Source organism: Pseudomonas sp. L7, assembly GCF_046605565.1.
GTDB lineage: Bacteria > Pseudomonadota > Gammaproteobacteria > Pseudomonadales > Pseudomonadaceae > Aquipseudomonas > Aquipseudomonas wayambapalatensis.
Window position 1 is genome coordinate 1,259,517 of the sequence record NZ_CP176784.1, and the last position, 21,380, is coordinate 1,280,896.

Here is a 21,380-nt window from a genome sequence, read left to right on the forward strand (position 1 = left end):
CGATGGGGTTCAACCTTTCCGCCTGGGCGCTGCGCAATCGCCAGATCGTACTGTTCCTGATGATCCTGTTGGCGGCCATTGGCGCTATGTCCTACACCAAGCTGGGACAGAGTGAAGATCCGCCCTTTACCTTCAAGGCCATGGTCGTGCGTACGCTGTGGCCTGGTGCCACCGCTGAAGAGGTGTCGCGACAGGTCACCGAGCGCATCGAAAAGAAGCTGATGGAGACCGGCGAGTACGACAAGATCGTCTCGTTCTCCCGTCCGGGGGAGTCCCAGGTCACGTTCATGGCTCGCGACTCGATGCATTCGGACGAAATTCCCGAGCTGTGGTACCAGATCCGCAAGAAGGTCGCGGATATTCGTCACACCTTGCCGCCTGAGGTGCAGGGGCCGTTCTTCAACGATGAGTTCGGCACCACGTTCGGCAATATCTACGCCCTGAGCGGGGCTGGCTTCGACTATGCAGTGCTCAAGGATTATGCCGACCGCATCCAGATCCAGCTGCAACGGGTCAAGGATGTGGGCAAGGTCGAGCTGATCGGCTTGCAGGACGAGAAGATCTGGATCGAGCTGTCCAACACCAAGCTGGCGACCCTGGGGGTGCCGCTGGCCGCGGTGCAGCAGGCGTTGCGCGAGCAGAATGCGGTGAGCACCGCAGGCTTCTTCGAAACGCCCAGCGAGCGCCTGCAACTGCGGGTCAGCGGGCGCTTCGACAGCGTCGAGCAGATTCGCCAGTTCCCTATCCGCGTAGGCGATCGTACCTTCCGCATCGGCGATGTTGCCGAGGTCCATCGCGGCTTCAACGACCCACCTGCGCCGCGCATGCGCTTCATGGGCGAGGATGCCATCGGCCTTGCTGTGTCGATGAAGGACGGCGGTGACATCCTGGTACTGGGCAAAGCGCTGGAAGCCGAGTTCGCCCGGCTCGCGCACGATCTGCCGGCGGGCATGGAGCTGCGCAAGGTGTCCGACCAGCCGGCAGCGGTCAAGGCCGGGGTCGGCGAGTTCATCCAGGTGCTGGTCGAGGCACTGGTCATCGTGTTGCTGGTGAGCTTCTTCTCGCTGGGGGTGCGCACGGGGTTGGTGGTGGCCCTGGCGATCCCGCTGGTGCTGGCCATGACCTTCGCCGCCATGCACTACTTCGGCATCGGCCTGCACAAGATTTCGCTGGGGGCGCTGGTACTGGCCCTGGGGCTGCTGGTGGACGATGCGATCATTGCCGTGGAGATGATGGCGATCAAGATGGAGCAGGGCTACGACCGGCTCAAGGCGGCAAGCTATGCCTGGTCGAGTACCGCCTTCCCGATGCTGACCGGAACGCTGATCACCGCCGCAGGCTTTCTGCCGATCGCCACGGCCGCGTCGAGCACCGGCGAATACACCCGTTCGATCTTCCAGGTGGTGACCATCGCGTTGCTGACTTCGTGGGTCGCGGCGGTATTGTTCGTCCCCTATCTGGGCGACCGCCTGCTGCCGGACCTGGCCAAGCGCCATGCGGCGCGTCACGGCAATGGCGAGCATACGCCCGACCCTTATGCCACGCCGTTCTACCAACGTGTGCGCAAGGTGGTGGAGTGGTGCGTGCGTCGTCGCAAGACGGTGATCGTGCTGACCATTGCCGCCTTCGTCGGCAGCATCGTGCTGTTCCGCTTCGTGCCCCAGCAGTTCTTCCCGGCATCGGCGCGGCCTGAGCTGATGATCGACCTGAAGCTGGCCGAAGGTGCTTCGCTGGCCAACACCGCCGAGCAGGTCAAGCGCCTGGAGGCGCTGCTCAAGCAGCAGGATGGTATCGAGAACTACGTGGCCTACGTCGGCACCGGTTCACCGCGTTATTACCTGCCGCTGGACCAGCAACTGCCGGCAGTGAGCTTCGCCCAGTTCGTGGTGCTGGCCAAGTCGCTCAAGGACCGCGAAGCCCTGCGCAGCTGGGCCATTACCACCCTTGACCAGGAATTCCCGCAATTGCGCTCGCGGGTCACGCGCCTTGAGAACGGCCCGCCCGTGGGTTACCCGGTGCAGTTCCGGGTCACCGGCGAACACATCGAGAAAGTGCGCGCCCTGGCCCGAGAGGTGGCGGTCAAGGTGCGCGAGAACCCGCACGTGGTCAACGTGCACCTGGACTGGGAGGAACCGAGCAAGGCGGTGTTCCTGGCAATCGACCAGGACCGCGCCCGCGCGCTCGGCGTGAGTACCGCGCAGCTGTCGAGCTTCCTGCAAAGCTCGTTGACGGGCACCACGGTCAGCCAGTACCGCGAGGACAACGAACTGATCGAAATTCTCTTGCGCGGCACTCGCGAGGAGCGCAGCGACATGGGGGGCCTGGGCAGTCTGGCGCTGCCGACCGACAACGGCCAGAGCGTGGCGTTGTCACAGGTGGCGACGCTGGAGTACGGCTTCGAGGAGGGTGTCATCTGGCACCGCAATCGCCTGCCGACGGTGACCGTGCGCGCCGACATCTACGACAAGGAACAGCCGGACAGCCTGGTCAGGCAGATCCTGCCGACCCTGCAGCAGGTGCGCGAGCAATTGCCCGACGGTTACCTGCTTGAGGTCGGCGGCACGGTGGAGGATGCCCAGCGCGGCCAGCGCTCGGTGAACGCCGGCATGCCGTTGTTCATCGTGGTGGTGCTGAGCCTGCTGATGATCCAGCTGCGCAGTTTCTCGCGCACGGTGATGGTGTTCCTCACCGCACCGTTGGGGCTGATTGGTGTGACCTTGTTCCTGCTGGTGTTCCGCCAGCCGTTCGGCTTCGTGGCGATGCTCGGCACCATCGCGCTGGCAGGGATGATCATGCGTAACTCGGTGATCCTGGTGGACCAGATCGAGCAGGACATCGCCGCTGGGCTGGACCGCTGGCAGGCGATCATCGAGGCCACGGTGCGGCGCTTCCGGCCCATCGTGCTGACGGCATTGGCCGCGGTGCTGGCGATGATTCCACTGTCGCGCAGCGTGTTCTACGGGCCGATGGCAGTGGCGATCATGGGGGGCTTGATCGTGGCGACGGCCTTGACGCTGCTGTTCCTGCCGGCGCTGTATGCGGCCTGGTTCAGGGTGAAGAAGAGCGCCTGAGGTCGACCGTCAGACCGCCGCGATTTCCTCGGCGGTCAGGGCCCTGAACGCGCCTGGCGTCAGGGCCGGGTCCAGGCTGATGGGCCCCATGCTTTCGCGGTGCAGGCCGATCACCTTGTTGTCGAAGTGGCCGAACATGCGCTTGACCTGGTGATAGCGGCCTTCGACGATCGCCAGTCGCGCGCTGCGCGGGCCAAGAATGTCGAGTTGGGCGGGCAGGGTGGTGAGGTCTTCGAAGGCGAAGTAGAAGCCTTCGCGGAACTTTTCGATGTAGTGCGCGCCGATTTCGTCCTCGGTCTCGACCTGATAGACCTTCGCCTGCTTGGTGCGCGGTTGGGTCAGGCGGCGTGACCATTGGCCGTCATTGGTCAGGATCATCAGCCCGGTGGTGTTGTAGTCCAGGCGCCCGGCGATGTGCAGGTCGTCACGCAGGTCGGCCGGCAGCAGGTCGAGTACGGTGGGGTGCTGCGGGTCGCGGGTGGCGCTGACGCACCCCGCGGGCTTGTACAACATCAGGTAGCGTGCCGGGCGCCCGGCCTGCAACAACTGCTCATCGACCTCGACCCGGCTGAATTCACGCACCTCGTGTCGCGGATCTATCACCGGCTTTGCGTCGACCCGCACACGGCGCTGCACCAGCAGCAAGCGCACCTGCTGGCGGTTGTACTGGGGGAAGTTGGCGAGAAATCGATCGAGGCGCATCGTAGCAATCTTAAAGAGGCTGCCGCTGGTCGGCTGCCTTGAGCTGTTCGTCGACTGCTGCGCAGCGAGGGCACAGGCAGGCCTTGTTGCGCAGTTCGTCGGGAAGCGCTTCGAGCACAGCGGCATCGATGCTGACGCTGAAACACCAGCAGGCCTGGGTGGCTCTGCGCGGGTCGGCCAGGGCGCACTGGTTGGCGGCGCCGCAGGCGGGGCAGCGCTGGCTGTCGTTCATGGTGGCTTCCGGGTTCGCGGTATGTCTGCACCGAGGCGCGCAGTATATCCGTTGGAGGCTTTTGTCGCGCCTCTGTCTATTTGTATTTCCGGATCGTTCTGTCTGTTTCAATTTGTTGCGCAAATGGCACCGGACCTTGGGCGCACTGTCTTACTCAGTGTCGATCAACGTGTTGCGATCGACGTCCGCCAGCGCCGCTGTGCCGGGCAATCCAGCGGTCCAGGAGGCCGCCATGTACCCTCGAATCCTGTTGGTCGTTCTGCTTGGCCTGATGACCAGTGCCTGTGCCCCTTACTACGGGGGCGGGGGCTATTACCGCAGCGAGTACTACACCGCTGACCGCTACGCCTACCCGGGTTACTACTACCGTCAGGACCGTTACTACGTCGCGCCGCAGCCTCGGTATTACTACCAGACGGCACCGCGTTACTACCGTCCGGCGCCGGCACCTTACTACCGGCCCTACACGCCACCGGTGGTGAACCAGTGGCATGGCAATCCGCGTCATGACTACGGCAACCGCCAGCGCTACGACTACGGGCGTGACCGCGATCGCCAGGACTACCGTGGCGGCGGGGGGGATGATCGCTGGCATTCCAATGGGCAAGGCGATCGGGGGCGTGGGGATCGCAACTGGCAGCGATAGGGTCAGCCCAGATCCGCCAGCGGGTGTCGCCCCTCCCAGACTTTGACGAAGTGCGCTTCGACCACCGCTGCTGGCACCTTGCCGATATCCGGCCAGTGCCAGTGCGGTTGGTTGTCTTTGTCGAGCAAGCGAGCGCGCACCCCTTCGCTGAATTCCGGATGCCGACAGCAGTTCAGGCTCATGGCGTATTCCATCTGGAACACCTGGGCCAGCGACAGGTGACGGGCGCGCTGAAGCTGTTCCCAGACCAGATGACCGGTAAGCGGGCAGCCTTCATGCAAGCGCTCGCCCGCCTTGGCCAGCAGTGGATCGGTGTGGTGTCTCAAGCCGCACACGGCCCGCCAGGCGGCTACCGGGTCAGCGACATCGAGCAATGCGTCGATCACGGCGCGGCGAGGCAGCCACTGCGCTTCTGGAAGCTCGGCCCAGGCGCGATGCTGCTCGGCCTTGAGCAGGCTGTTCAGTTGCAAGGCGGTCTGTTCCTGCCAGTTCAGTTGCAGCAGTTCTTCGATCAGCGAAGCCTGCTGCTGCTCGCCGAGGAAACGGTCGGCCAGCCCCAGATCAAGGGCGTCACGGGCATTGATCGGCGCGCCGGTCAGCCCCAGGAACAGCCCAAGCTTGCCCGGCAGGCGGCTGAGGAACCAACTGGCGCCGACATCCGGATACAGGCCAATGCTCACTTCCGGCATCGCCAGCCGGCTGCTGGGGGTGACGATACGCACATTGGCGCCCTGCAGCAGGCCCATGCCGCCGCCCAGCACATGACCGCGGCCCCAGCACAATAGCGGCTTGGGGTAGGTGTGCAGCAGATAGTCGAGGCGATATTCGGCGGCGAAGAAGGTTGCTGCCAGCGGTGGCACGCTGCCGGGATGCTCACGACAGGCCTGCACCAGCGCGCGCACATCGCCGCCTGCGCAGAAGGCCTTTTCGCCGTTGCCGCGCAGCAGCACACAGACGACGCCCGGATCGCGCGCCCATTCGCGCAGGTGCGAATCGAGCATCTCGATCATCGGCAGGGTCAGGGCGTTCAGGGTCTTGGCGGCATCCAGGGTGGCGATGCCGATACGGGCGCCATCGGCGCCGGTGAGTACCTCGCAATGAATGGACATGGACAACCTCGCGCAAGTCGTCGCACAAGTATGGCTTGCCTGACCGATCGTGCCTGTCACCGGTCGGAGCGATTGACAAGCGGGGGCGGCTTTCCTAGTGTCGCGCCCACTCTGATTCAGGATTGCTCCATGACCGACGACGATCGCATCAAGCTCGAACCCAGCTGGAAGGCCGCGCTGCGCGCCGAGTTCGACCAGCCCTACATGCACCAGCTGCGCGAGTTCCTGCGCCAGGAGCATGCCGCCGGCAAGGAGATCTATCCACCTGGGCCGCTGATCTTCAATGCCCTCAACACCACGCCGCTGGACAAGGTGAAGGTGGTGATCCTCGGCCAGGACCCTTACCACGGCCCGGGCCAGGCCCATGGCCTGTGCTTCTCGGTGCAGCCGGGGGTGCCGACGCCGCCTTCGCTGGTGAATATCTACAAGGAGCTGCAGCGCGACCTGAACCTGCCGATCCCCAATCATGGCTACCTGCAGAGCTGGGCCGAGCAGGGGGTGTTGCTACTCAATACCACCATGACCGTCGAGCGCGCCAATGCCGCGTCGCATGCCAAGAAGGGCTGGGAGTTCTTCACCGACCGCATCATCCAGCTGGTCAGCGAGCAGTGCGAGAACGTGGTGTTCCTGCTGTGGGGATCGCATGCGCAGAGCAAGCAAAAGCTGATCGACGGGACCAAGCATCTGGTGCTCAAGTCGGTGCATCCGTCACCGTTGTCGGCGTATCGCGGGTTTTTGGGCTGCGGGCATTTCAGCCGGACCAACAGCTTCCTGCAGCAGCGCGGATTGGAGCCCATCAATTGGGCGGTGCCGCCTTTGTAAGGGCTTGCGGTCGGGTTGGCCTCTTCGCGGGCAAGCCCGCTCTCAGCCAGTGGGGGCGGCGGTTCGGCGCTCCGACTTGCCCGCGAAGAGGTCGACCGGTCAATCGTCCTGGCGTACCCAATACCTGAACATCGGTTCTGCCAGGAACAGCACGAACAGCAAGCGCATCACCTGCAGCGCCGTCACCAACGGCACCGACAGTTGCAGGGTCTCCGCCGTCAGGCTCATCTCGGCGATCCCGCCCGGCATCATCCCCAATGTCAGCGAACGCAGGTCCAGGTGGCTGAATAGGCTCAGCACCCAGGCCGCGCCGCCTGCGATCAGCATGCACAGGGCCGTCGCCACCAGGGTGCGCCCCAGAAAGGCCGGCGCACGGCGGAAGAACGCGCGGTTGAAGTGACAGGCCAGGCCGCTGCCGATCAGCCACTGGCCGATCTGGCTGGCGCCGTTGGGCAGGCCGATCTGCAGGTTGTTGGCCAGGCTGATGCTGGCAGCCACCAGCAGTGGCCCGAACAACCAGGGGTTGGGCTGGCGCAGGCGTTGCCAGAGCAGCGCCACGCCAATGCTCAGCGGCGCGATCAGCGCCAGCCAACCCCAACTGACGCTGCCGGCATGGTTCAGCGCCACGCCATCGCCCAGCAGCAGCTTGAACAGCGCCGGTACGCACAGCACCACCGCCAGTACGCGCAGGCTCTGCGCCGCCGCCACTTGGCTGAGCACCGCACCATTGCGCGCGCCCAGGTTGACCATCTCGCCCGAGCCGCCGGGCATGCTGGCAAAGAATGCCGTGGCACGGTCCTCGCCGGACCGGCGCAGCAGCCACACGCCGACGCCGCTGGAGACCGTGGTCAGCAGTGCGCCGAAGAAGATCAAGCCGAAATGGCTGGCAACCTGTTCGATCACTTCCGGGGTGAAGTGCAGGCCGATACCGATACCGATGACCCATTGCCCGCATTTGCGGCCGTTGGGGATTTCCGACAGTTGCCAGGGGGTGAGGCAGCGCACCGCAATGATCGCCAGCAGCGAGCCGACCATCCACGGCAAAGGCCAGCCGACCTTGCTGGCGATGAAACCGCCAGCAAGTCCGACCAGCCCGGTAGCCCAGAACAGCGGCAACGACCGATCAGGCATCGGCCATGGCCCGGCGCTGCAGGCTGCGGCGGCGCCAGATGCGCAGCAGCGGCAGGGCCAGCATGCAGACCACCAGTGCCCATACGCTCATGCTGATCGGGCTGGACCAGAGGATGCCCAGCTCGCCGTTGGAGATCGACAGCGCACGGCGCAGGTTCTGCTCCATCAGCCCGCCGAGGATGAAGCCCAGCAGGATCGGCGACAGCGGGAAGTCCAGCTTGCGCAGGATATAGCCCATGATGCCGATGCCGACCATCAGGAACAGGTCGAAGGTGGTGGCGTGCACGGCGTAGACGCCGATCGCGGTGATGATCGCGATCACCGGCACCAGCGCCCAGTTCGGTACGGCAAGGATGCGGGTGAAGATGCGGATCATCGGGATGTTCAGGATCACCAGCATGATGTTGGCGATGAACAGCGAGGCGATCAGGCCCCACACGATGTCAGGCTGCTGTTCGAACAGCAGTGGGCCGGGGGTGATGTTGTACAGGGTCAGTGCACCGATCATCACGGCGGTGGTGCCCGAACCTGGCACGCCCAGGGTCAGCATTGGCACCAGGGCGCCGCAGCAGGATGCACCGATGGCGGTTTCCGGGGCGGCGAGGCCACGGGCGTCGCCCTTGCCGAACTTGCCGCTGGCACCGGCGATACGCTTCTCGGTCATGTACGCCACGGCGCTGGCCAGGGTGGCACCGGCACCGGGCAGCACGCCCATGAAGAAGCCGAGCAGGCCGCAGCGAATGTTGACGACGAAGACCGAGGCGGCTTCCTTGAGGTTGAACAGCATGCGCCCGGTGGCCTTGACCGCCTGGTGGCCATGGTGGGTCTTCTCCAGCAGCAGGAGAATCTCGCTGATGGAGAACAGGCCCAGTACCAGCACCACGAACTGGATACCGTCGGCCAGGTGAACGCTGTCACCGGTGAAGCGGTACACGCCGCTGTTGGCGTCGATGCCCACGGCCGACAGGAACAGGCCGATCAGTGCAGCGATGAAGGTCTTCAGTGGCTTGTCGCCGGCCATGCCGCCGAGGGCGACGATGGCGAACACCATCAACACGAAGTATTCCGCCGGTCCGAAGGCGATCGCCCATTTCGCCAGCAGCGGCGCGAACAGCACCATGCCGCAGGTGGCGATGAGGGCGCCGATGAACGAGCTCCAGGCCGACAGCGACAGGGCGACACCGGCCAGGCCCTGGCGGGCCATGGGGTAGCCATCGAGAGTGGTCATCACGGTCGAGGCTTCGCCCGGGATGTTCAGCAGGATCGAACTGATCCGGCCGCCGTATTCGCAGCCCAGATACACCGCGGCCAGCAGGATCAGCGCCGACTCCGGCGGCAGACCGAGGGCAAAGGCGATGGGGATCAGCAGCGCCACGCCGTTGATCGGGCCCAGACCTGGCAACAGGCCGACCACGGTGCCGATCAGGGTGCCGCTCAGGGCGGTGACCAGGTTGTAGGGGCTCAGGGCGACGCCGAAGCCCTGGCCGAGGTAGCTCAAGGTATCCATGTGTCAGTTCTCCAGTACGTCGAGCAGGCCGAGGGGCAGGGGGACATCCATCACCCGGTCGAACAGCCAGTAGAGGAAGATGCTCATGCCCACCACCACGATCGCGCTGTGCAGCCAGCGGCCGCCATACAGGCGGGCCATGGGCAGGCCGGCGAGGACGGCGCTGAGGATGAAGCCCAGCGACTCGAAGGTGGCGGCGAAGACGATCAGCAGGCCGACGCAGGCGGCGATCTTGGTGAGGGTCTCGCGGTCCAGGGGGACTTCGTCGTCCTTGTGCACGATGGGCGTCGGACGAATCGCCAGATACAAGAGGCCCAGGCTCATCAGGCCGAGCATCAGCAGCGGGTAGGCACGCGGGCCCACCGGCTCATAGGAAAACGCCGCCTGGTACGGCCAGGCCATAACGGCCAGGGCGGCGCAGACCGCCAGCAGCACCAGGGCGAAGATGCGTTGCAGGATCATGAAGGAATCCTCGATAGAAGCGGCTTTCATGCTTCCTTCGTGGGGGCGGGCAAGCCCGCTCCCACAAGGGCCGAGATTACTGGATCAGGCCGAATTCCTTGGCCAGGGTCTTGTAGTCGGCGACCTGCTTCTTCACATAGCCATCGAGCTCTTCACCGGTCATGGCGAACGGGAACAGCTCGCGCTGGTCACGCAGCTTGGCGAAGTCTTCCGAGGCCAGCAGCTTGTCGAACGACGCTTTCCACCAGGCGTACTCTTCGTCGCTCACCTTCGGGCCGAGGTAGAAGCCGCGCACCACCGGCCAGACGATGTCGTAGCCCTGCTCCTTGGCGGTCGGGATGTTCTTCATTTCAGGCTCGTCCAGGCGATTTTCCGAGAACACCGCGAGGATGCGCATGCTGCCGCTCTGGATGTGTGGCATGGAGTCGGAAATGTCGGTCGAACCCACCTGGATATGGCCGCCGAGCAGCGCGGTGGCGATTTCGCCGCCGCCTTCCAGGGCCACGTAGCGCAGGTCGCGCGGGTTGATGCCGGCAGCCTTGGCGATCAGCGCGGTCTGCATCCAGTCCTGGCTACCGACGGTGCCGCCGGAACCGATCACCACCTTGCTCGGGTCTTTCTTCAGTGCGGCAACCAGGTCATCGAGGGTCTTGTAGGGCGAGTCGCTTTTCACTGCGATGGCGCCATAGCTGGTGCCGACGGCGGCCAGCCATTTCACCGCGTTCTCGTCGAAGCGGCCGAACTTGCCCTGGGCCAGGTTCAGCAGCGAGCCGCTGGACCAGGCCACCAGCGTGCCGCCATCGGCCGGACGCTGGGCTACCACGGCGTTGTAGGCCACCGCGCCGACACCGCCTGGCATGTAGGTGACGCGCATGGGCTTGCTGAGGATCTTCTCCTCGACCAGTGCGCTCTGCACCAGTTTGCAGGTCAGGTCAAAACCACCGCCGGGCGAGGCCGGGGCGATGCATTCGGGGCGTTTCGGTTCGGCGGCCAGGGCGTTGCCGGCCAGCAGCAGGCAGCCGGTGGCCAGGACGAGTCGGCGCAGTGAAAGGTTCATCGTCTATCTCCGTGAGCGTTGTTGTTATGGGTTACCACAGGGCCACGCTGTAGCTGACCAGCAGGCGTACTTCATCGGCATCGCGGGCGAAGTTGGAGCGGAAGGTAGCGTTGCGCAGGCGCACCGCGACGTTCTTCAGCGGACCGCTCTGCACCACATACTTGAACTCGGTGTTGCGTTCCCATTCCTTGCCCTCGCTGCCATCGGCGCGGCTGACGTTGTCGCCGTTGATGTAGCGGGTCATGAAGGTCAGGCCAGGAATGCCCAGGGAAGCGAAGTTGTAGTCGTAGCGTACTTGCCAGGAGCGTTCGTCGGCGCCGGCGAAGTCGTTGATCTGGACGAAGTTGACCAGGTACGGGTCGGCGCCGTCGACATAGGGGAAGGCGCTGTCGCCGGACAGGTGCTGGTAGGCGGCGCTGAACTTGTGGCCGCTGAGCGCGTAGCTGAGCATGCCGTTGACCGTGGTGTTGTCGATCTTGCCGGCCAGGGCCTTGCCCTGTTCGTCGCTCTTCGAGAGGCGCAGGTCGGCGCCGAAGGTGCCCGGCCCCCAGGGCTGGGTGGCGACCATGCCGACGAAGTGCTGGCGGTAGATGTCGTCGAGCTGGGCGAAGTGGTAGCTGCCGGTGATGCGGTCGGTGAACTTGTAGTCCAGGCCACCCAGGTCGAAGTGGTCGGCGCGGAACGTACCACCGAAGCGGCCGTTCTTGTTGTTCAGCGCCAGGTCTTCCCAGTTGGTGTCGTCACGGTCCTTGGCCTTTTCAAGGCGCCCGCCAGTGAAGGTCAGGTTCTTGATCTCGCGGGAGGTGAGCAGGCCGCCTTCGAAGGTCTGCGGCAGGATGCGCCCGTCGTTGGGCTGCAGCGTCGGCAGTTCCGGGATCAGGGTGCCGACTTTCAACTCGGTCTGGGAGATCTTGACCTTGCCGGTCAGGCCGAGCTTGGAGTACTCGTTGGCCGCCTTGCCGTCGTCATGGGTCGGCAGCAGGCCGGTGCCTGTGCGGTCCTTGCTGGAGTCGAGCTTGATGCCGAGCATGCCCAGGGCGTCGAGGCCGAAGCCCACGGTGCCGTCGGTATAGCCGGATTCGAAATTGAGCATGAAGCCCTGGGCCCATTCGTCGCGTTTGGATTGTTGCGCGCTGGTGCCATCGCGGAAGTCGCGATTGAAGTACATGTTTCGGGTTTCGAAGGTGGCCGTACTGTCTTCGAAGAAGGCGGCCTGGCTCATCGGAGCAATGCCGGCAAGGGCAATGGCGCTGGCGAGCGTGGAAGGGCGGGCGGAAAGGGACCGGCTGGGCTGCATTGACAGCATCGTCGTCTGACTCCGTTTTATTGTTCTTATTCGTTGCACCTTGCTGGTGCTTTTTTCGGCGCGTGGAGCGACCGTGGTGCGATGCTAGGTGGCGAACCTTTCGCTAACCTTTCAGCGCGAAAGGTTTGTCACAAGGGCTTCACAGTGCCTGCGAGGGCGTTACACTCCGCGCCACCGCCCAACCCGAGCAGGGAGAATCCGATGCGTGTGTTGCTGGTCGAAGACCATCTGCCGTTGGCTGAAAGCGTGGCCCAGGCCCTCAAAAGCCAGGGCTTGACCGTGGATGTGCTGCATGACGGCGTGGCCGCCGACCTGGCCCTGGCCAGCGAGGACTATGCTGTCGCCGTGCTGGATGTCGGCCTGCCGCGCATGGACGGTTTCGAAGTGCTGGCGCGCCTGCGCTCGCGGGGCAAGACCCTGCCGGTGCTGATGCTCACCGCGCGCAGCGACGTCAAGGACCGCGTGCACGGCCTGAACCTTGGGGCCGACGACTACCTGGCCAAGCCTTTCGAGCTCACCGAGCTTGAGGCGCGGGTCAAGGCACTGCTGCGCCGTAGCGTGCTCGGTGGCGAACGTCAGCAACGTTGCGGGCCCCTGGTGTATGACCTGGACACGCGGCGCTTTGCGCTGGGTGACGAGCCGCTGACCTTGACCTCGCGCGAACAGAGCGTGCTCGAGGCGCTGATCGCCCGTCCCGGGCGGGTGATGAGCAAGGAGCAATTGGCCGCACAGGTGTTTGGCCTGGACGAAGAAGCCAGCCCCGATGCCATCGAGATCTACATCCATCGCCTGCGCAAGAAGCTCGATGGCCACCCGGTGGCGATCGTCACGTTCCGCGGCCTGGGCTACCTGCTCGAGCATCGCGATGCGTGACAACGGCAGCCTGCGCGCGCGCCTGCTCGGCAACCTGGCGCTGTTGCTCGTGGTGCTGATGCTGGCCAGCGGCCTGAGCGCTTACTGGAATGGCCGCGAGGCCGCCGACACCGCCTATGACCGCACGCTGCTGGCCTCGGCGCGGACCATTGCCGCCGGCCTTTCCCAGCGTGATGGCACGCTCAGCGCCGATGTGCCCTATGTGGCGCTGGACACCTTCGCCTACGACAGCGCCGGACGCATCTACTACCAGGTGCTGGATATCCACCAGAGGCTGATTTCCGGTTACGAGAAGCTGCCGCCGCCGCCCCCTGGCACGCCGCGCACCGACGACTATCCGGCACTGGCGCGCTTCTACAACGCCACCTACCTGGGCCAGGATGTGCGCGTGGTGAGCCTGCTCAAGGCCGTCAGCGAACCGAACATGAACGGCATGGCCGAGATCCGCGTGGCCGAGACCGAAGAGGCGCGGGTGAGCATGGCGCGCGGACTGATGGCCGACACGTTGCTGCGCCTGGGCATGCTTGCGCTGGGCGCGCTGGTGATGGTGTGGTTCGCGGTCAGTGCTGCACTGCGTCCGCTGGAGCGTCTGCGCACGGCGGTGGAGGCCCGTCAGCCCGACGATCTACGGGCCCTGCCGGTGGTGCAGGTGCAGCATGAACTGGGGCCGCTGGTGCGGGCCTTGAACCACTTCACCGAGCGGCTGCGCGGCCAGTTCGAGCGCCAGGCGCAGTTCATCGCCGATGCTGCCCACGAGTTGCGCACACCACTGGCGGCGCTCAAGGCTCGGGTGGAGTTGGGCTTGCGCTCGCGGGAGCCCGAGGAGTGGCGCCAGACCCTGGAGTCTGCGGCTCAGGGGACTGATCGCCTTACCCACCTGGCCAACCAGTTGCTGTCGCTGGCCCGTGTGGAAAATGGCGCCCGGGCAATCGCCGAAGGCGGTGCAAAGCGCCTGGATCTCAGCCAGCTGGCCCGCGAACTGGGCATGGCCATGGCGCCGCTGGCCCATGCCCGGGGTGTTGCCCTGGCGCTGGAAGCCGAGGCGCCGGTTTGGCTGAAGGGCGAGCCGACCTTGCTCAACGAGCTGCTCAGCAACCTGGTGGACAATGCCCTGGCCCACACACCGATGGGCGGCAACGTGATCCTGCGCGTGCTGGCCCCTGCGGTGCTGGAGGTCGAGGACGATGGGCCGGGGATTCCACTGGATGATCGCGAGCGCGTGTTCGAGCGCTTCTACCGGCGCAGTGCCCAAGGCAGTGGGCTAGGGTTGGCGATCGTCGGCGAAATTTGCCGTGCGCATCTGGCGCAGATCAGCCTGCATGATGGCGACAACGGCGGTTTGAAGGTGCGGGTGAGCTTCATCGCGGATTGACCGCCGCACCCGCGGCAGTCAGCGCAACATGTCTCGTGCCTCGACCAGCTCCAGCAGATCCAGCTCTTTGCCCTCCGGCAGGCGCAGCAGCTTGTAGGCGGGCAGGCTGGTCAAGGGCTGGCCGCGCCCGCGCAGGCTGAGCGAGCGGGCGATCTGGACGATGCCGATGTAGTCGATCTTGTCGGTCTCGCGCTCCAGGTCCTGGACCTGGCTGGGCAGGTTGACCAGTTGCTCGGGAAACTCCCAGGCGCTGAGGATCTTGTCGCCCAGCACGGGATGGATCTGTTCGATCACGAAGTGCAGGCACACCGGGTCGGACAGCAGCTCGTTGTGCTCTTCGGCGTAGATCAGTACCGGCAGGGCGCCGATCTGGTGCACAAGACCACCCAGGGTGGCCTGGTCGGGTTTGAGGTGGGTGTAGCGTCTGCAGATTTCGTAACTGATGCCCGCCACTTCCAGGCTGTTTTCCCAGATATCGCGCAGCTTGTGTTCCACCGCCGGCGATCGGGCATGGAAGATCTGTTCGATCACCAGGCCGATAGCCAGGTTGCAGCTGTAGTTGACGCCCAGGCGTGTGATCGCGGTGTGCAGGTCGGTGACCTCCACCAGTGCGCGCAGCAGCGGGCTGTTGACCACCTTGATCAGGCGCGCCGACAGCGCAGCATCGCGACCGATCACGCGGCTCAAGGCGGCCACGCTGATTTCGCTGTCTTCGGCGGCTTCGCGGATGCTCAGGGCAACCTCGGGCAGCGTGGGCAGGACCAGGTCGTCGTTGTCGATGGCAGCGAGCAACTGCGCTTGAACCATCTCGGCCAGCTTGTTCATGGACTTCTCTACCGCAGTGGTGGGGCTGCCCCGCCGCAGCGGCGGGGCGGGCTGGTCAGCGCTGGATTTCCCGATCGCGGTCCAGTTCGTAGGGCAGGTCGAGCAGGGTCAGGCGTGGGCCTTCGAGGCTGCCCAGGTGCAGGTTGTCATCTTCCACCGAGTCGGCGCTGAGCACTGCCAGCAGTTCGACACCTTGCTCGGCCGGTGCCGCGATGACCACCTCGCCGACCGAGGAGCCGTGGGTGGGCGAGAAGATCTCTGCGCCGGGTGCGGGGGCTTCGTCCACGGGCAGCGAGAGACGATACTGGCGACGCTTGAGCTTGCCCAGGTACTGCATGCGCGCGACGATTTCCTGGCCGGTATAGCAGCCCTTCTTGAAACTCACGCCGTCGACGGCCTGCAGGTTGATCATCTGCGGGATGAACAGTTCACGGGTCGGGCCCATGACCTGGCCGATGCCGGCGCGGATCTGGCCCAGCAGCCAGGCATCCAGGGTGCCTTCGGGCAGTGCGGCGGCGAGGACTCCGCGCACGTTGGCGGCCTGTTCGGCGGGCACCCACAGTTCGACGCGTGCAGGCGAGACAGCGATGGCGACAAGCCCTTCATGACGCACGGTGGCGCCGGCTGCCTGTGGTGTTTCAAGCCCCAGCGCGTGCAGCGCGGCATCGCCCTGCTGCAGGCCGAAGCGTACCCAGGCGGGGCTTTCGTCGGTCAGCGTGGCCTTGGAGAACACCGCGTACTTCTTCAGGTCCGCCAATTGCGCCTCGAGCAGTTCGCTGGCCATGGCAAGCAGATAGCCATTGCCTTCGGGCAGGATGCGGAAGCTGGATTGCATGCGGCCTTTGACCATGCAGCGAGCGCCGAGACTGGCGTGCTGCGGATTCAGATAGTCGAGGTTGCAGGTCAGCTGGCCTTGCAGGAACTTGCCGGCGTCGGAGCCGCGGACAGCGAGGATGCCCTCGTGGGACAGGGGACAGAAGAAAGCGGAGTCGGCCATGGGTCATCGCGGTAGCTATAAAGACTGGCGGCCATCATAGAACGCCAGTAACAAAATAGGTAGGTGACTAGACCAATGCCTCGTGCCGCTGTGGTTGCAGCGCGGTATACTGCGCGACCATTCGAGGAGGGCCCCATGGTCGAACAAACTGAACTCAACCGGCTTTTCTGGCACAGCCGCCGCGGCATGCTGGAGCTGGACGTGCTGCTCGTACCCTTCACCCAGGAGGTTTACCCGAACCTGAGCGAAGCGGATCGCGAACTGTACCGCCGCCTGTTGACCTGCGAGGACCAGGACATGTTCGGCTGGTTCATGGAGCGTAACGAATCCGAAGACCCTGAGCTGCAGCGCATGGTCCGCATCATCCTGGACCGTGTCCAGCCCAAGTGAGAGCTTCGAGTGCCGTTGGCAGGGCTCGCGCCTGCTGCTGACGGCCTATCTTGCCGGGCAGGCGCTGGCGCTCGCCACTCTGTGGTTCAGTGCCTTGCCCTGGTGGTTGGCAACCGGCGTGCTGATTGCCTGCCTCGCCCATGCCTGTTGGGTGATTCCCCGTCGTATCCTCCTGACCCATCCTGATGCCGTGAGCGGTCTGCGCCGTGATGCGCGTGGCTGGCAGGCGTTCAGCCGTGCCCGTGGCTGGCAGCGGGTTAGGTTGTGCCGTGACAGCGTCGCGCTGCCGGTGATGGTGGTGTTGCGCTTCGTGCGCGAAGGGCGGCGGGTTGCCCAGAGCCAGTGCATTCCAAGGGATGCGCTGACGGCGGATGAGCACCGACAGCTTCGTGTGCGCTTGAAGTTCAGCCGACGCCGATGGGTGATGGCTGTAGAGTGAAGTGGGTGTTGCCGACCTCTTCGCGGGCAAGTCGCCGCGGCGAAGAGGCCGGCGCCAGGCTCAGGTCGGGCTGAGTATCGTATCCCTGGCCTCACCCAGCATCCCCGGGTAGTCCAGGGTGTAGTGCAGCCCACGGCTTTCCTTGCGCTGCATCGCCGAGCGAATCATCAGCTCGGCCACCTGTGCCAGGTTGCGCAGCTCGATCAGGTCGCGGCTGACCTTGTAGTTGCTGTAGAACTCGTCGATTTCGTCCAGCAGCAGGCGCACCCGGTGCTCGGCGCGCTGCAGGCGTTTGCTGGTGCGCACGATGCCGACGTAGTCCCACATGAATCGCCGCAGTTCGTCCCAGTTGTGCGCGATGATCACGTCTTCATCCGAATCGGTAACCTGGCTGGCATCCCAGCAAGGCAGGGCCTGAGGCCTGCCGACTTGATCCAGGTGCGCCTCGATGTCCGCGGCAGCCGCGCGGCCGTAGACGAAGCACTCCAGCAGCGAATTGCTGGCCATGCGATTGGCGCCGTGCAGGCCGGTGAAACTGGTCTCGCCAATGGCATACAGGCCCGGTACGTCGGTGTGGCCGCGCTCGTCGACCATCACGCCGCCGCAGGTGTAGTGCGCTGCCGGTACCACCGGGATCGGCTGGCGAGTGATGTCGATGCCGAAGGTCAGGCAGCGTTCGTAGACCGTGGGGAAGTGGCTCTTGATGAACTCGACCGGCTTGTGGGTGATGTCCAGGTACACGCAGTCCACGCCCAGGCGCTTCATCTCATGGTCGATGGCGCGAGCGACGATATCCCGTGGCGCCAACTCTTCGCGCGGGTCAAAGCGCGGCATGAAGCGCTCGCCGTTGGGCAGGCGCAGCAGCGCACCTTCGCCACGCAGGGCCTCGGTGATCAGGAAACTTTTGGCTTGCGGGTGGTACAGGCAGGTTGGGTGGAACTGGTTGAACTCAAGGTTCGCCACCCGACAGCCGGCGCGCCAGGCCATGGCAATGCCATCACCGCAGGCGCCGTCGGGGTTGCTGGTGTAGAGATAGACCTTGGCCGCGCCGCCTGTCGCTAACACCGTGAAGCGTGCGCCGAAGGTGTCCACCTCGCCGCTGTTGCGGTCGAGCACGTAGGCGCCCAGGCAGCGTTCGCCGGGCAGGCCCAGGCGCCGCTCGGTGATCAGGTCCACGGCTACACGCTGTTCGAGCAGGTCGATGTTCGGGCGCTGGCGCGCCTGTTCCAGAAGCGTGGTGAAGATCGCGGCGCCCGTGGCATCGGCGGCATGGATGATGCGGCGGTGGCTGTGACCGCCTTCACGGGTGAGGTGGAACTCGAAGCCGCCGTCGTCGACGCTGTGGTGTTCATCGCGGGTGAAGGGCACGCCCTGCTCGATCAGCCACTCGATGGCTTCGCGGCTGTGTTCGACGGTGAATCGCACGGCGTCTTCATGGCACAGGCCACCGCCTGCGTTGAGCGTGTCCTCGACGTGCGATTGCACCGTGTCGGTGTCGTCCAGTACCGCGGCGACACCGCCCTGGGCCCAGAAGGTAGAGCCGTTGGCGAGGTCGCCCTTGCTCAGGACCGCGACGCGCAGGTGGCCGGGAAGGTTCAGTGCCAGGCTGAGACCGGCGGCGCCACTGCCGATCACCAGGACATCATGTTGGAATTGTTGGCTCATGTCGGGACACTAGTAACTAGGGAAGGGGAGCGGCACAATAGTCATGCGTATATGGCATTGTGAAACTATCGTGAAAGATGCCGGGCTGCCTTTATAGCAGCCCCCGGCGTCGGATTTCCAATGGCGGTTGCGCAGGCGTGGCGACTTTGTGGGAACTTTCCAGTACCCCTGCAAATCTCAAGAAGGCTGCCCGTCTGCCACGATTGCCGAGGCGACGCAGGACAGCGGCTCTACCCGGGCTGAAACCTGTGTATTCGAGACACCGATTATCGACGCAGCCGGCTGCGACCGCGCTGTGTCTTTTTCGTGCGAGCCGACCAGAGGCCGCAGGAAACTTGCTTGGAGGGGAGAACTTTTGCGCAAAGCCCGAGTCTATGGTTGCAAGCCTGAACGATGGCTGTCGCAACGCTCCTTTGAGTTCACTGAGGAGTGTTCATGCTAACCCAGGAAGAGGATCAGCAGCTTGTCGAGCGCGTGCAGCGCGGTGACAGGCGAGCGTTCGATCTGTTGGTGCTGAAGTATCAGCACAAGATTCTCGGGTTGATCGTGCGTTTTGTACACGACACCCATGAAGCGCAGGACGTGGCGCAGGAAGCTTTCATCAAGGCCTACCGTGCGCTTGGCAACTTCCGCGGTGACAGTGCGTTCTACACGTGGCTGTACCGCATCGCCATCAACACGGCGAAGAATTACCTGGTGTCCCGTGGAAGACGGCCGCCAGACAGCGATGTGAGCTCCGAGGATGCGGAGTTCTACGACGGCGATCATGGTCTCAAGGATCTCGAGTCCCCAGAGCGCTCGTTGTTGCGGGATGAAATCGAAGGCACTGTCCATCGCACCATCCAGCAACTGCCCGAAGACCTGCGCACGGCATTGACCCTGCGCGAGTTCGACGGGCTGAGTTACGAAGACATTGCCAGTGTCATGCAATGTCCGGTGGGTACCGTGCGCTCTCGAATCTTCCGCGCTCGGGAGGCCATAGACAAAGCCCTGCAACCCCTGTTGCAGGAAACCTGAGACAGCGGCGACAGCCAAGAGAGGAACCGCCATGAGTCGTGAAGCTTTGCAGGAATCGCTGTCCGCGGTAATGGATAACGAAGCGGACGAACTGGAATTACGTCGAGTGCTGAACGCGGTCGATGATGCCGAGACACGTGCCACCTGGTCGCGTTACCAGGTCGCTCGCGCAGCCATGCACAAGGAGCTGCTGCTGCCCAAGCTCGACATCGCGTCGGCCGTTTCTGCCGCGCTGGCCGACGAAGCCGTCCCGGTCAAGGCCAAGCGTGGCCCGTGGCGCAGCATTGGTCGCCTGGCCGTTGCCGCTTCGGTGACCGTCGCTGTGCTGGCAGGCGTACGCCTGTACAACCAGGATGAGATCAACGGCGCGCAACTTGCTTCGCAGCAACCTGTGCAGCAGGGGATCACCGTACCGCAGGCTCAAGGTCCAGCCGTTCTGGCAGGCTATAGTGAGAGCAGTGAGCAACCGACCGGGCCGATGGCCAACGGTGTGCTGCAGAACCAGGCCGGCTGGGATCAGCGTCTGCCAGGTTACCTGCGCCAGCACGCTCAGGAGTCTGCGCTGAAGGGCACTGAAACCGCTCTGCCTTACGCACGCGCCGCCAGCCTGGAAAATCGCTAAGTAAGGAGGATCATGCGCGCGCTACCTCTTCTGTCGCTGCTGCTCGGCAGTTGCATCACGGTGCCGGCATTGGCGGCCAACTCTTCGCCTGAGGCGAGCGAGTGGCTGAACAAGCTGGCACAGGCCGAGCAAGGGCAGAGTTACCAGGGTTCTTTCGTCTACGAACGTAACGGCAGTTTTTCTTCCCACGATATCTGGCATCGCGTCCAGGACGGCAAAGTCAGCGAGCGGTTGTTGCAGCTCGATGGCGCCGCCCAGGAAATCGTGCGAGTCGACGGCAAGGTGCAGTGCGTCAGTGGTTCCCTGGTCAGCGGGGTCGGTACGCCGCCCGATTCCGCCCCGCGAGTGCTCGATCCTCTGAAGCTGATGAGCTGGTACGACCTGGGTGTGGCTGGCAAGGCACGTATCGCCGGGCGCGACGCGGTGATCGTCACCCTCACTCCACGCGACCAGCACCGTTACGCCTTTGAACTTCACCTGGATCGCCAGACCGGCCTGCCGCTGCGGTCGTTGATGCTCAACGACAAGGGCCAGTTGCTCGAGCGCTTCCAGATGACCCGCCTGGATACCGATGACGTTCCGACCGATCGCGACCTGCAGGCCAGTTCCGCGTGCAAGCCGGTGCAGCCTCTTGCGGCGGCGAAGCCTGAAACTGTCGCTGGCTGGCGTTCCGACTGGCTGCCGCCTGGCTTCGAGCTGGTCAACAGCGCCGTGCGCCGTGATCCCGAACGCAACAGCACCGTCAGCAGCCTGATGTACGACGATGGGCTGGCGCGGTTCTCCGTCTTTCTCGAGCCGATCAAGGAAGACGCCGGTACCGATACCCGTGCGCAACTGGGGCCTACCGTCGCTGTCTCACGGCATCTGAACACACCCAAGGGCAAGGTCATGGTCACCGTGGTCGGAGAGATTCCGCTTGGGACCGCCGAGCGCGTGGCATTGTCGATGCGCGCCCAGGATGTCCAGGCGCGGTAATGACCGTCCCAGACCCTTCCTACAAGCTGTCAGGCGCGCAGCTGACATGAAATTAAAGCATTGTCATTTGCAATCAACTGGTAAATTTTCTATAGGTCAGACTTCCTGGAGTCTGGCCTTTCCTGCATCTGCAGGGGCCCTTCTGCTAACTACGCTCGTT

Annotated in this window: 21 protein-coding genes; 10 read left to right on the forward strand and 11 right to left on the reverse strand. The window is 64.4% G+C overall.

The annotated features are described in order from the left end of the window. The first annotated feature begins 2 nt into the window (after window positions 1-2). Window positions 3-3,071, forward strand: coding sequence for an efflux RND transporter permease subunit (locus ACK3BK_RS06035; RefSeq protein ID WP_411383913.1), 3,069 nt, complete (start codon window positions 3-5; stop codon window positions 3,069-3,071). 9 nt (window positions 3,072-3,080) lie between these two features. On the opposite strand, the gene ACK3BK_RS06040 is transcribed toward ACK3BK_RS06035, so the two are convergent. Together ACK3BK_RS06040 and ACK3BK_RS06045 are read right to left on the reverse strand one after the other, a co-directional pair. After that, complete coding sequence (locus ACK3BK_RS06040) at window positions 3,081-3,773, reverse strand: pseudouridine synthase (protein WP_411383914.1); 693 nt, start codon at window positions 3,771-3,773, stop codon at window positions 3,081-3,083. Window positions 3,774-3,783: 10 nt separating this feature from the next. Further along, window positions 3,784-4,005, reverse strand: coding sequence for a cysteine-rich CWC family protein (locus ACK3BK_RS06045; protein WP_411383915.1), 222 nt, complete (start codon window positions 4,003-4,005; stop codon window positions 3,784-3,786). A gap of 232 nt (window positions 4,006-4,237) precedes the next feature. Here ACK3BK_RS06045 and ACK3BK_RS06050 point away from each other — a divergent pair, with 232 nt between their 5' ends. Continuing rightward, window positions 4,238-4,651 (forward strand): hypothetical protein, encoded by a 414-nt coding sequence (locus ACK3BK_RS06050; RefSeq protein WP_411383916.1) that lies wholly within the window; start codon window positions 4,238-4,240, stop codon window positions 4,649-4,651. Window positions 4,652-4,653: 2 nt separating this feature from the next. Here ACK3BK_RS06050 and ACK3BK_RS06055 read toward each other — a convergent pair whose 3' ends face one another. Continuing rightward, the gene (locus ACK3BK_RS06055) at window positions 4,654-5,760 is read right to left on the reverse strand and encodes an enoyl-CoA hydratase/isomerase family protein (protein WP_411383917.1); all 1,107 of its coding nucleotides are present in this window, start codon (window positions 5,758-5,760) and stop codon (window positions 4,654-4,656) included. Window positions 5,761-5,889: 129 nt separating this feature from the next. Between ACK3BK_RS06055 and ung the strand changes: the two genes are divergently transcribed. Next, window positions 5,890-6,582, forward strand: a complete 693-nt coding sequence (ung, locus tag ACK3BK_RS06060; protein ID WP_186668619.1) for a uracil-DNA glycosylase — start codon at window positions 5,890-5,892, stop codon at window positions 6,580-6,582. A gap of 99 nt (window positions 6,583-6,681) precedes the next feature. On the opposite strand, the gene ACK3BK_RS06065 is transcribed toward ung, so the two are convergent. The 5 genes from ACK3BK_RS06065 to ACK3BK_RS06085 all read right to left on the reverse strand — a co-directional run bounded on the left by ACK3BK_RS06065 (window position 6,682) and on the right by ACK3BK_RS06085 (window position 12,045). Continuing rightward, on the reverse strand, window positions 6,682-7,713 hold the full coding sequence (locus ACK3BK_RS06065; RefSeq protein WP_411383918.1) for an AbrB family transcriptional regulator: 1,032 nt from the start codon (window positions 7,711-7,713) through the stop codon (window positions 6,682-6,684). Further along, window positions 7,706-9,220: a tripartite tricarboxylate transporter permease gene (locus ACK3BK_RS06070; protein ID WP_186668616.1), complete on the reverse strand. Its 1,515-nt coding sequence runs from the start codon at window positions 9,218-9,220 to the stop codon at window positions 7,706-7,708. The genes ACK3BK_RS06065 and ACK3BK_RS06070 overlap by 8 nt, the downstream gene beginning before the upstream one ends. 3 nt (window positions 9,221-9,223) lie before the next feature. After that, window positions 9,224-9,682 carry a tripartite tricarboxylate transporter TctB family protein gene (locus ACK3BK_RS06075; protein ID WP_186668800.1) on the reverse strand — a complete coding sequence of 153 codons (459 nt, stop codon included), beginning with the start codon at window positions 9,680-9,682 and terminating at the stop codon, window positions 9,224-9,226. Between the two features lie 76 nt (window positions 9,683-9,758). Continuing rightward, on the reverse strand, window positions 9,759-10,739 hold the full coding sequence (locus ACK3BK_RS06080; RefSeq protein WP_125930594.1) for a Bug family tripartite tricarboxylate transporter substrate binding protein: 981 nt from the start codon (window positions 10,737-10,739) through the stop codon (window positions 9,759-9,761). Between the two features lie 31 nt (window positions 10,740-10,770). Then, the gene (locus ACK3BK_RS06085) at window positions 10,771-12,045 is read right to left on the reverse strand and encodes an OprD family porin (protein WP_186668615.1); all 1,275 of its coding nucleotides are present in this window, start codon (window positions 12,043-12,045) and stop codon (window positions 10,771-10,773) included. Between the two features lie 201 nt (window positions 12,046-12,246). Between ACK3BK_RS06085 and ACK3BK_RS06090 the strand changes: the two genes are divergently transcribed. Continuing rightward, entirely contained in the window at window positions 12,247-12,918 is a 672-nt protein-coding gene (locus tag ACK3BK_RS06090; RefSeq protein ID WP_054891845.1) for a response regulator, read from the forward strand. Next, on the forward strand, window positions 12,911-14,290 hold the full coding sequence (locus ACK3BK_RS06095; protein ID WP_186668614.1) for a sensor histidine kinase: 1,380 nt from the start codon (window positions 12,911-12,913) through the stop codon (window positions 14,288-14,290). The genes ACK3BK_RS06090 and ACK3BK_RS06095 overlap by 8 nt, the downstream gene beginning before the upstream one ends. A gap of 18 nt (window positions 14,291-14,308) precedes the next feature. On the opposite strand, the gene ACK3BK_RS06100 is transcribed toward ACK3BK_RS06095, so the two are convergent. Both ACK3BK_RS06100 and ACK3BK_RS06105 read right to left on the reverse strand, forming a co-directional pair. Next, a complete protein-coding gene (locus ACK3BK_RS06100) occupies window positions 14,309-15,115 on the reverse strand; it encodes an HDOD domain-containing protein (RefSeq protein WP_186668613.1) in 807 nt (268 codons plus the stop codon). Window positions 15,116-15,170: 55 nt separating this feature from the next. After that, window positions 15,171-16,112, reverse strand: coding sequence for a YgfZ/GcvT domain-containing protein (locus ACK3BK_RS06105; protein ID WP_411383919.1), 942 nt, complete (start codon window positions 16,110-16,112; stop codon window positions 15,171-15,173). Between the two features lie 135 nt (window positions 16,113-16,247). Here ACK3BK_RS06105 and ACK3BK_RS06110 point away from each other — a divergent pair, with 135 nt between their 5' ends. Together ACK3BK_RS06110 and ACK3BK_RS06115 are read left to right on the forward strand one after the other, a co-directional pair. Next, a complete protein-coding gene (locus tag ACK3BK_RS06110; protein ID WP_054891841.1) occupies window positions 16,248-16,502 on the forward strand; it encodes a succinate dehydrogenase assembly factor 2 in 255 nt (84 codons plus the stop codon). Next, a complete protein-coding gene (locus ACK3BK_RS06115) occupies window positions 16,486-16,941 on the forward strand; it encodes a protein YgfX (protein WP_411383920.1) in 456 nt (151 codons plus the stop codon). Before ACK3BK_RS06110 ends, ACK3BK_RS06115 begins: the two co-directional genes overlap by 17 nt. Before the next feature lie 60 nt (window positions 16,942-17,001). Here ACK3BK_RS06115 and nadB read toward each other — a convergent pair whose 3' ends face one another. Further along, the gene (nadB, locus tag ACK3BK_RS06120) at window positions 17,002-18,606 is read right to left on the reverse strand and encodes an L-aspartate oxidase (RefSeq protein WP_186668608.1); all 1,605 of its coding nucleotides are present in this window, start codon (window positions 18,604-18,606) and stop codon (window positions 17,002-17,004) included. A 435-nt stretch (window positions 18,607-19,041) separates the two neighbouring features. Here nadB and rpoE point away from each other — a divergent pair, with 435 nt between their 5' ends. From rpoE to ACK3BK_RS06135, 3 genes are read left to right on the forward strand one after another with little or no spacing between them, the layout of a single operon-like run. After that, window positions 19,042-19,623: an RNA polymerase sigma factor RpoE gene (gene rpoE / locus ACK3BK_RS06125; protein ID WP_003252049.1), complete on the forward strand. Its 582-nt coding sequence runs from the start codon at window positions 19,042-19,044 to the stop codon at window positions 19,621-19,623. Between the two features lie 31 nt (window positions 19,624-19,654). Further along, complete coding sequence (locus ACK3BK_RS06130; protein WP_125930590.1) at window positions 19,655-20,245, forward strand: sigma-E factor negative regulatory protein; 591 nt, start codon at window positions 19,655-19,657, stop codon at window positions 20,243-20,245. A gap of 12 nt (window positions 20,246-20,257) precedes the next feature. Continuing rightward, window positions 20,258-21,220 (forward strand): MucB/RseB C-terminal domain-containing protein, encoded by a 963-nt coding sequence (locus tag ACK3BK_RS06135; RefSeq protein WP_186668604.1) that lies wholly within the window; start codon window positions 20,258-20,260, stop codon window positions 21,218-21,220. Window positions 21,221-21,380 lie beyond the last annotated feature (160 nt).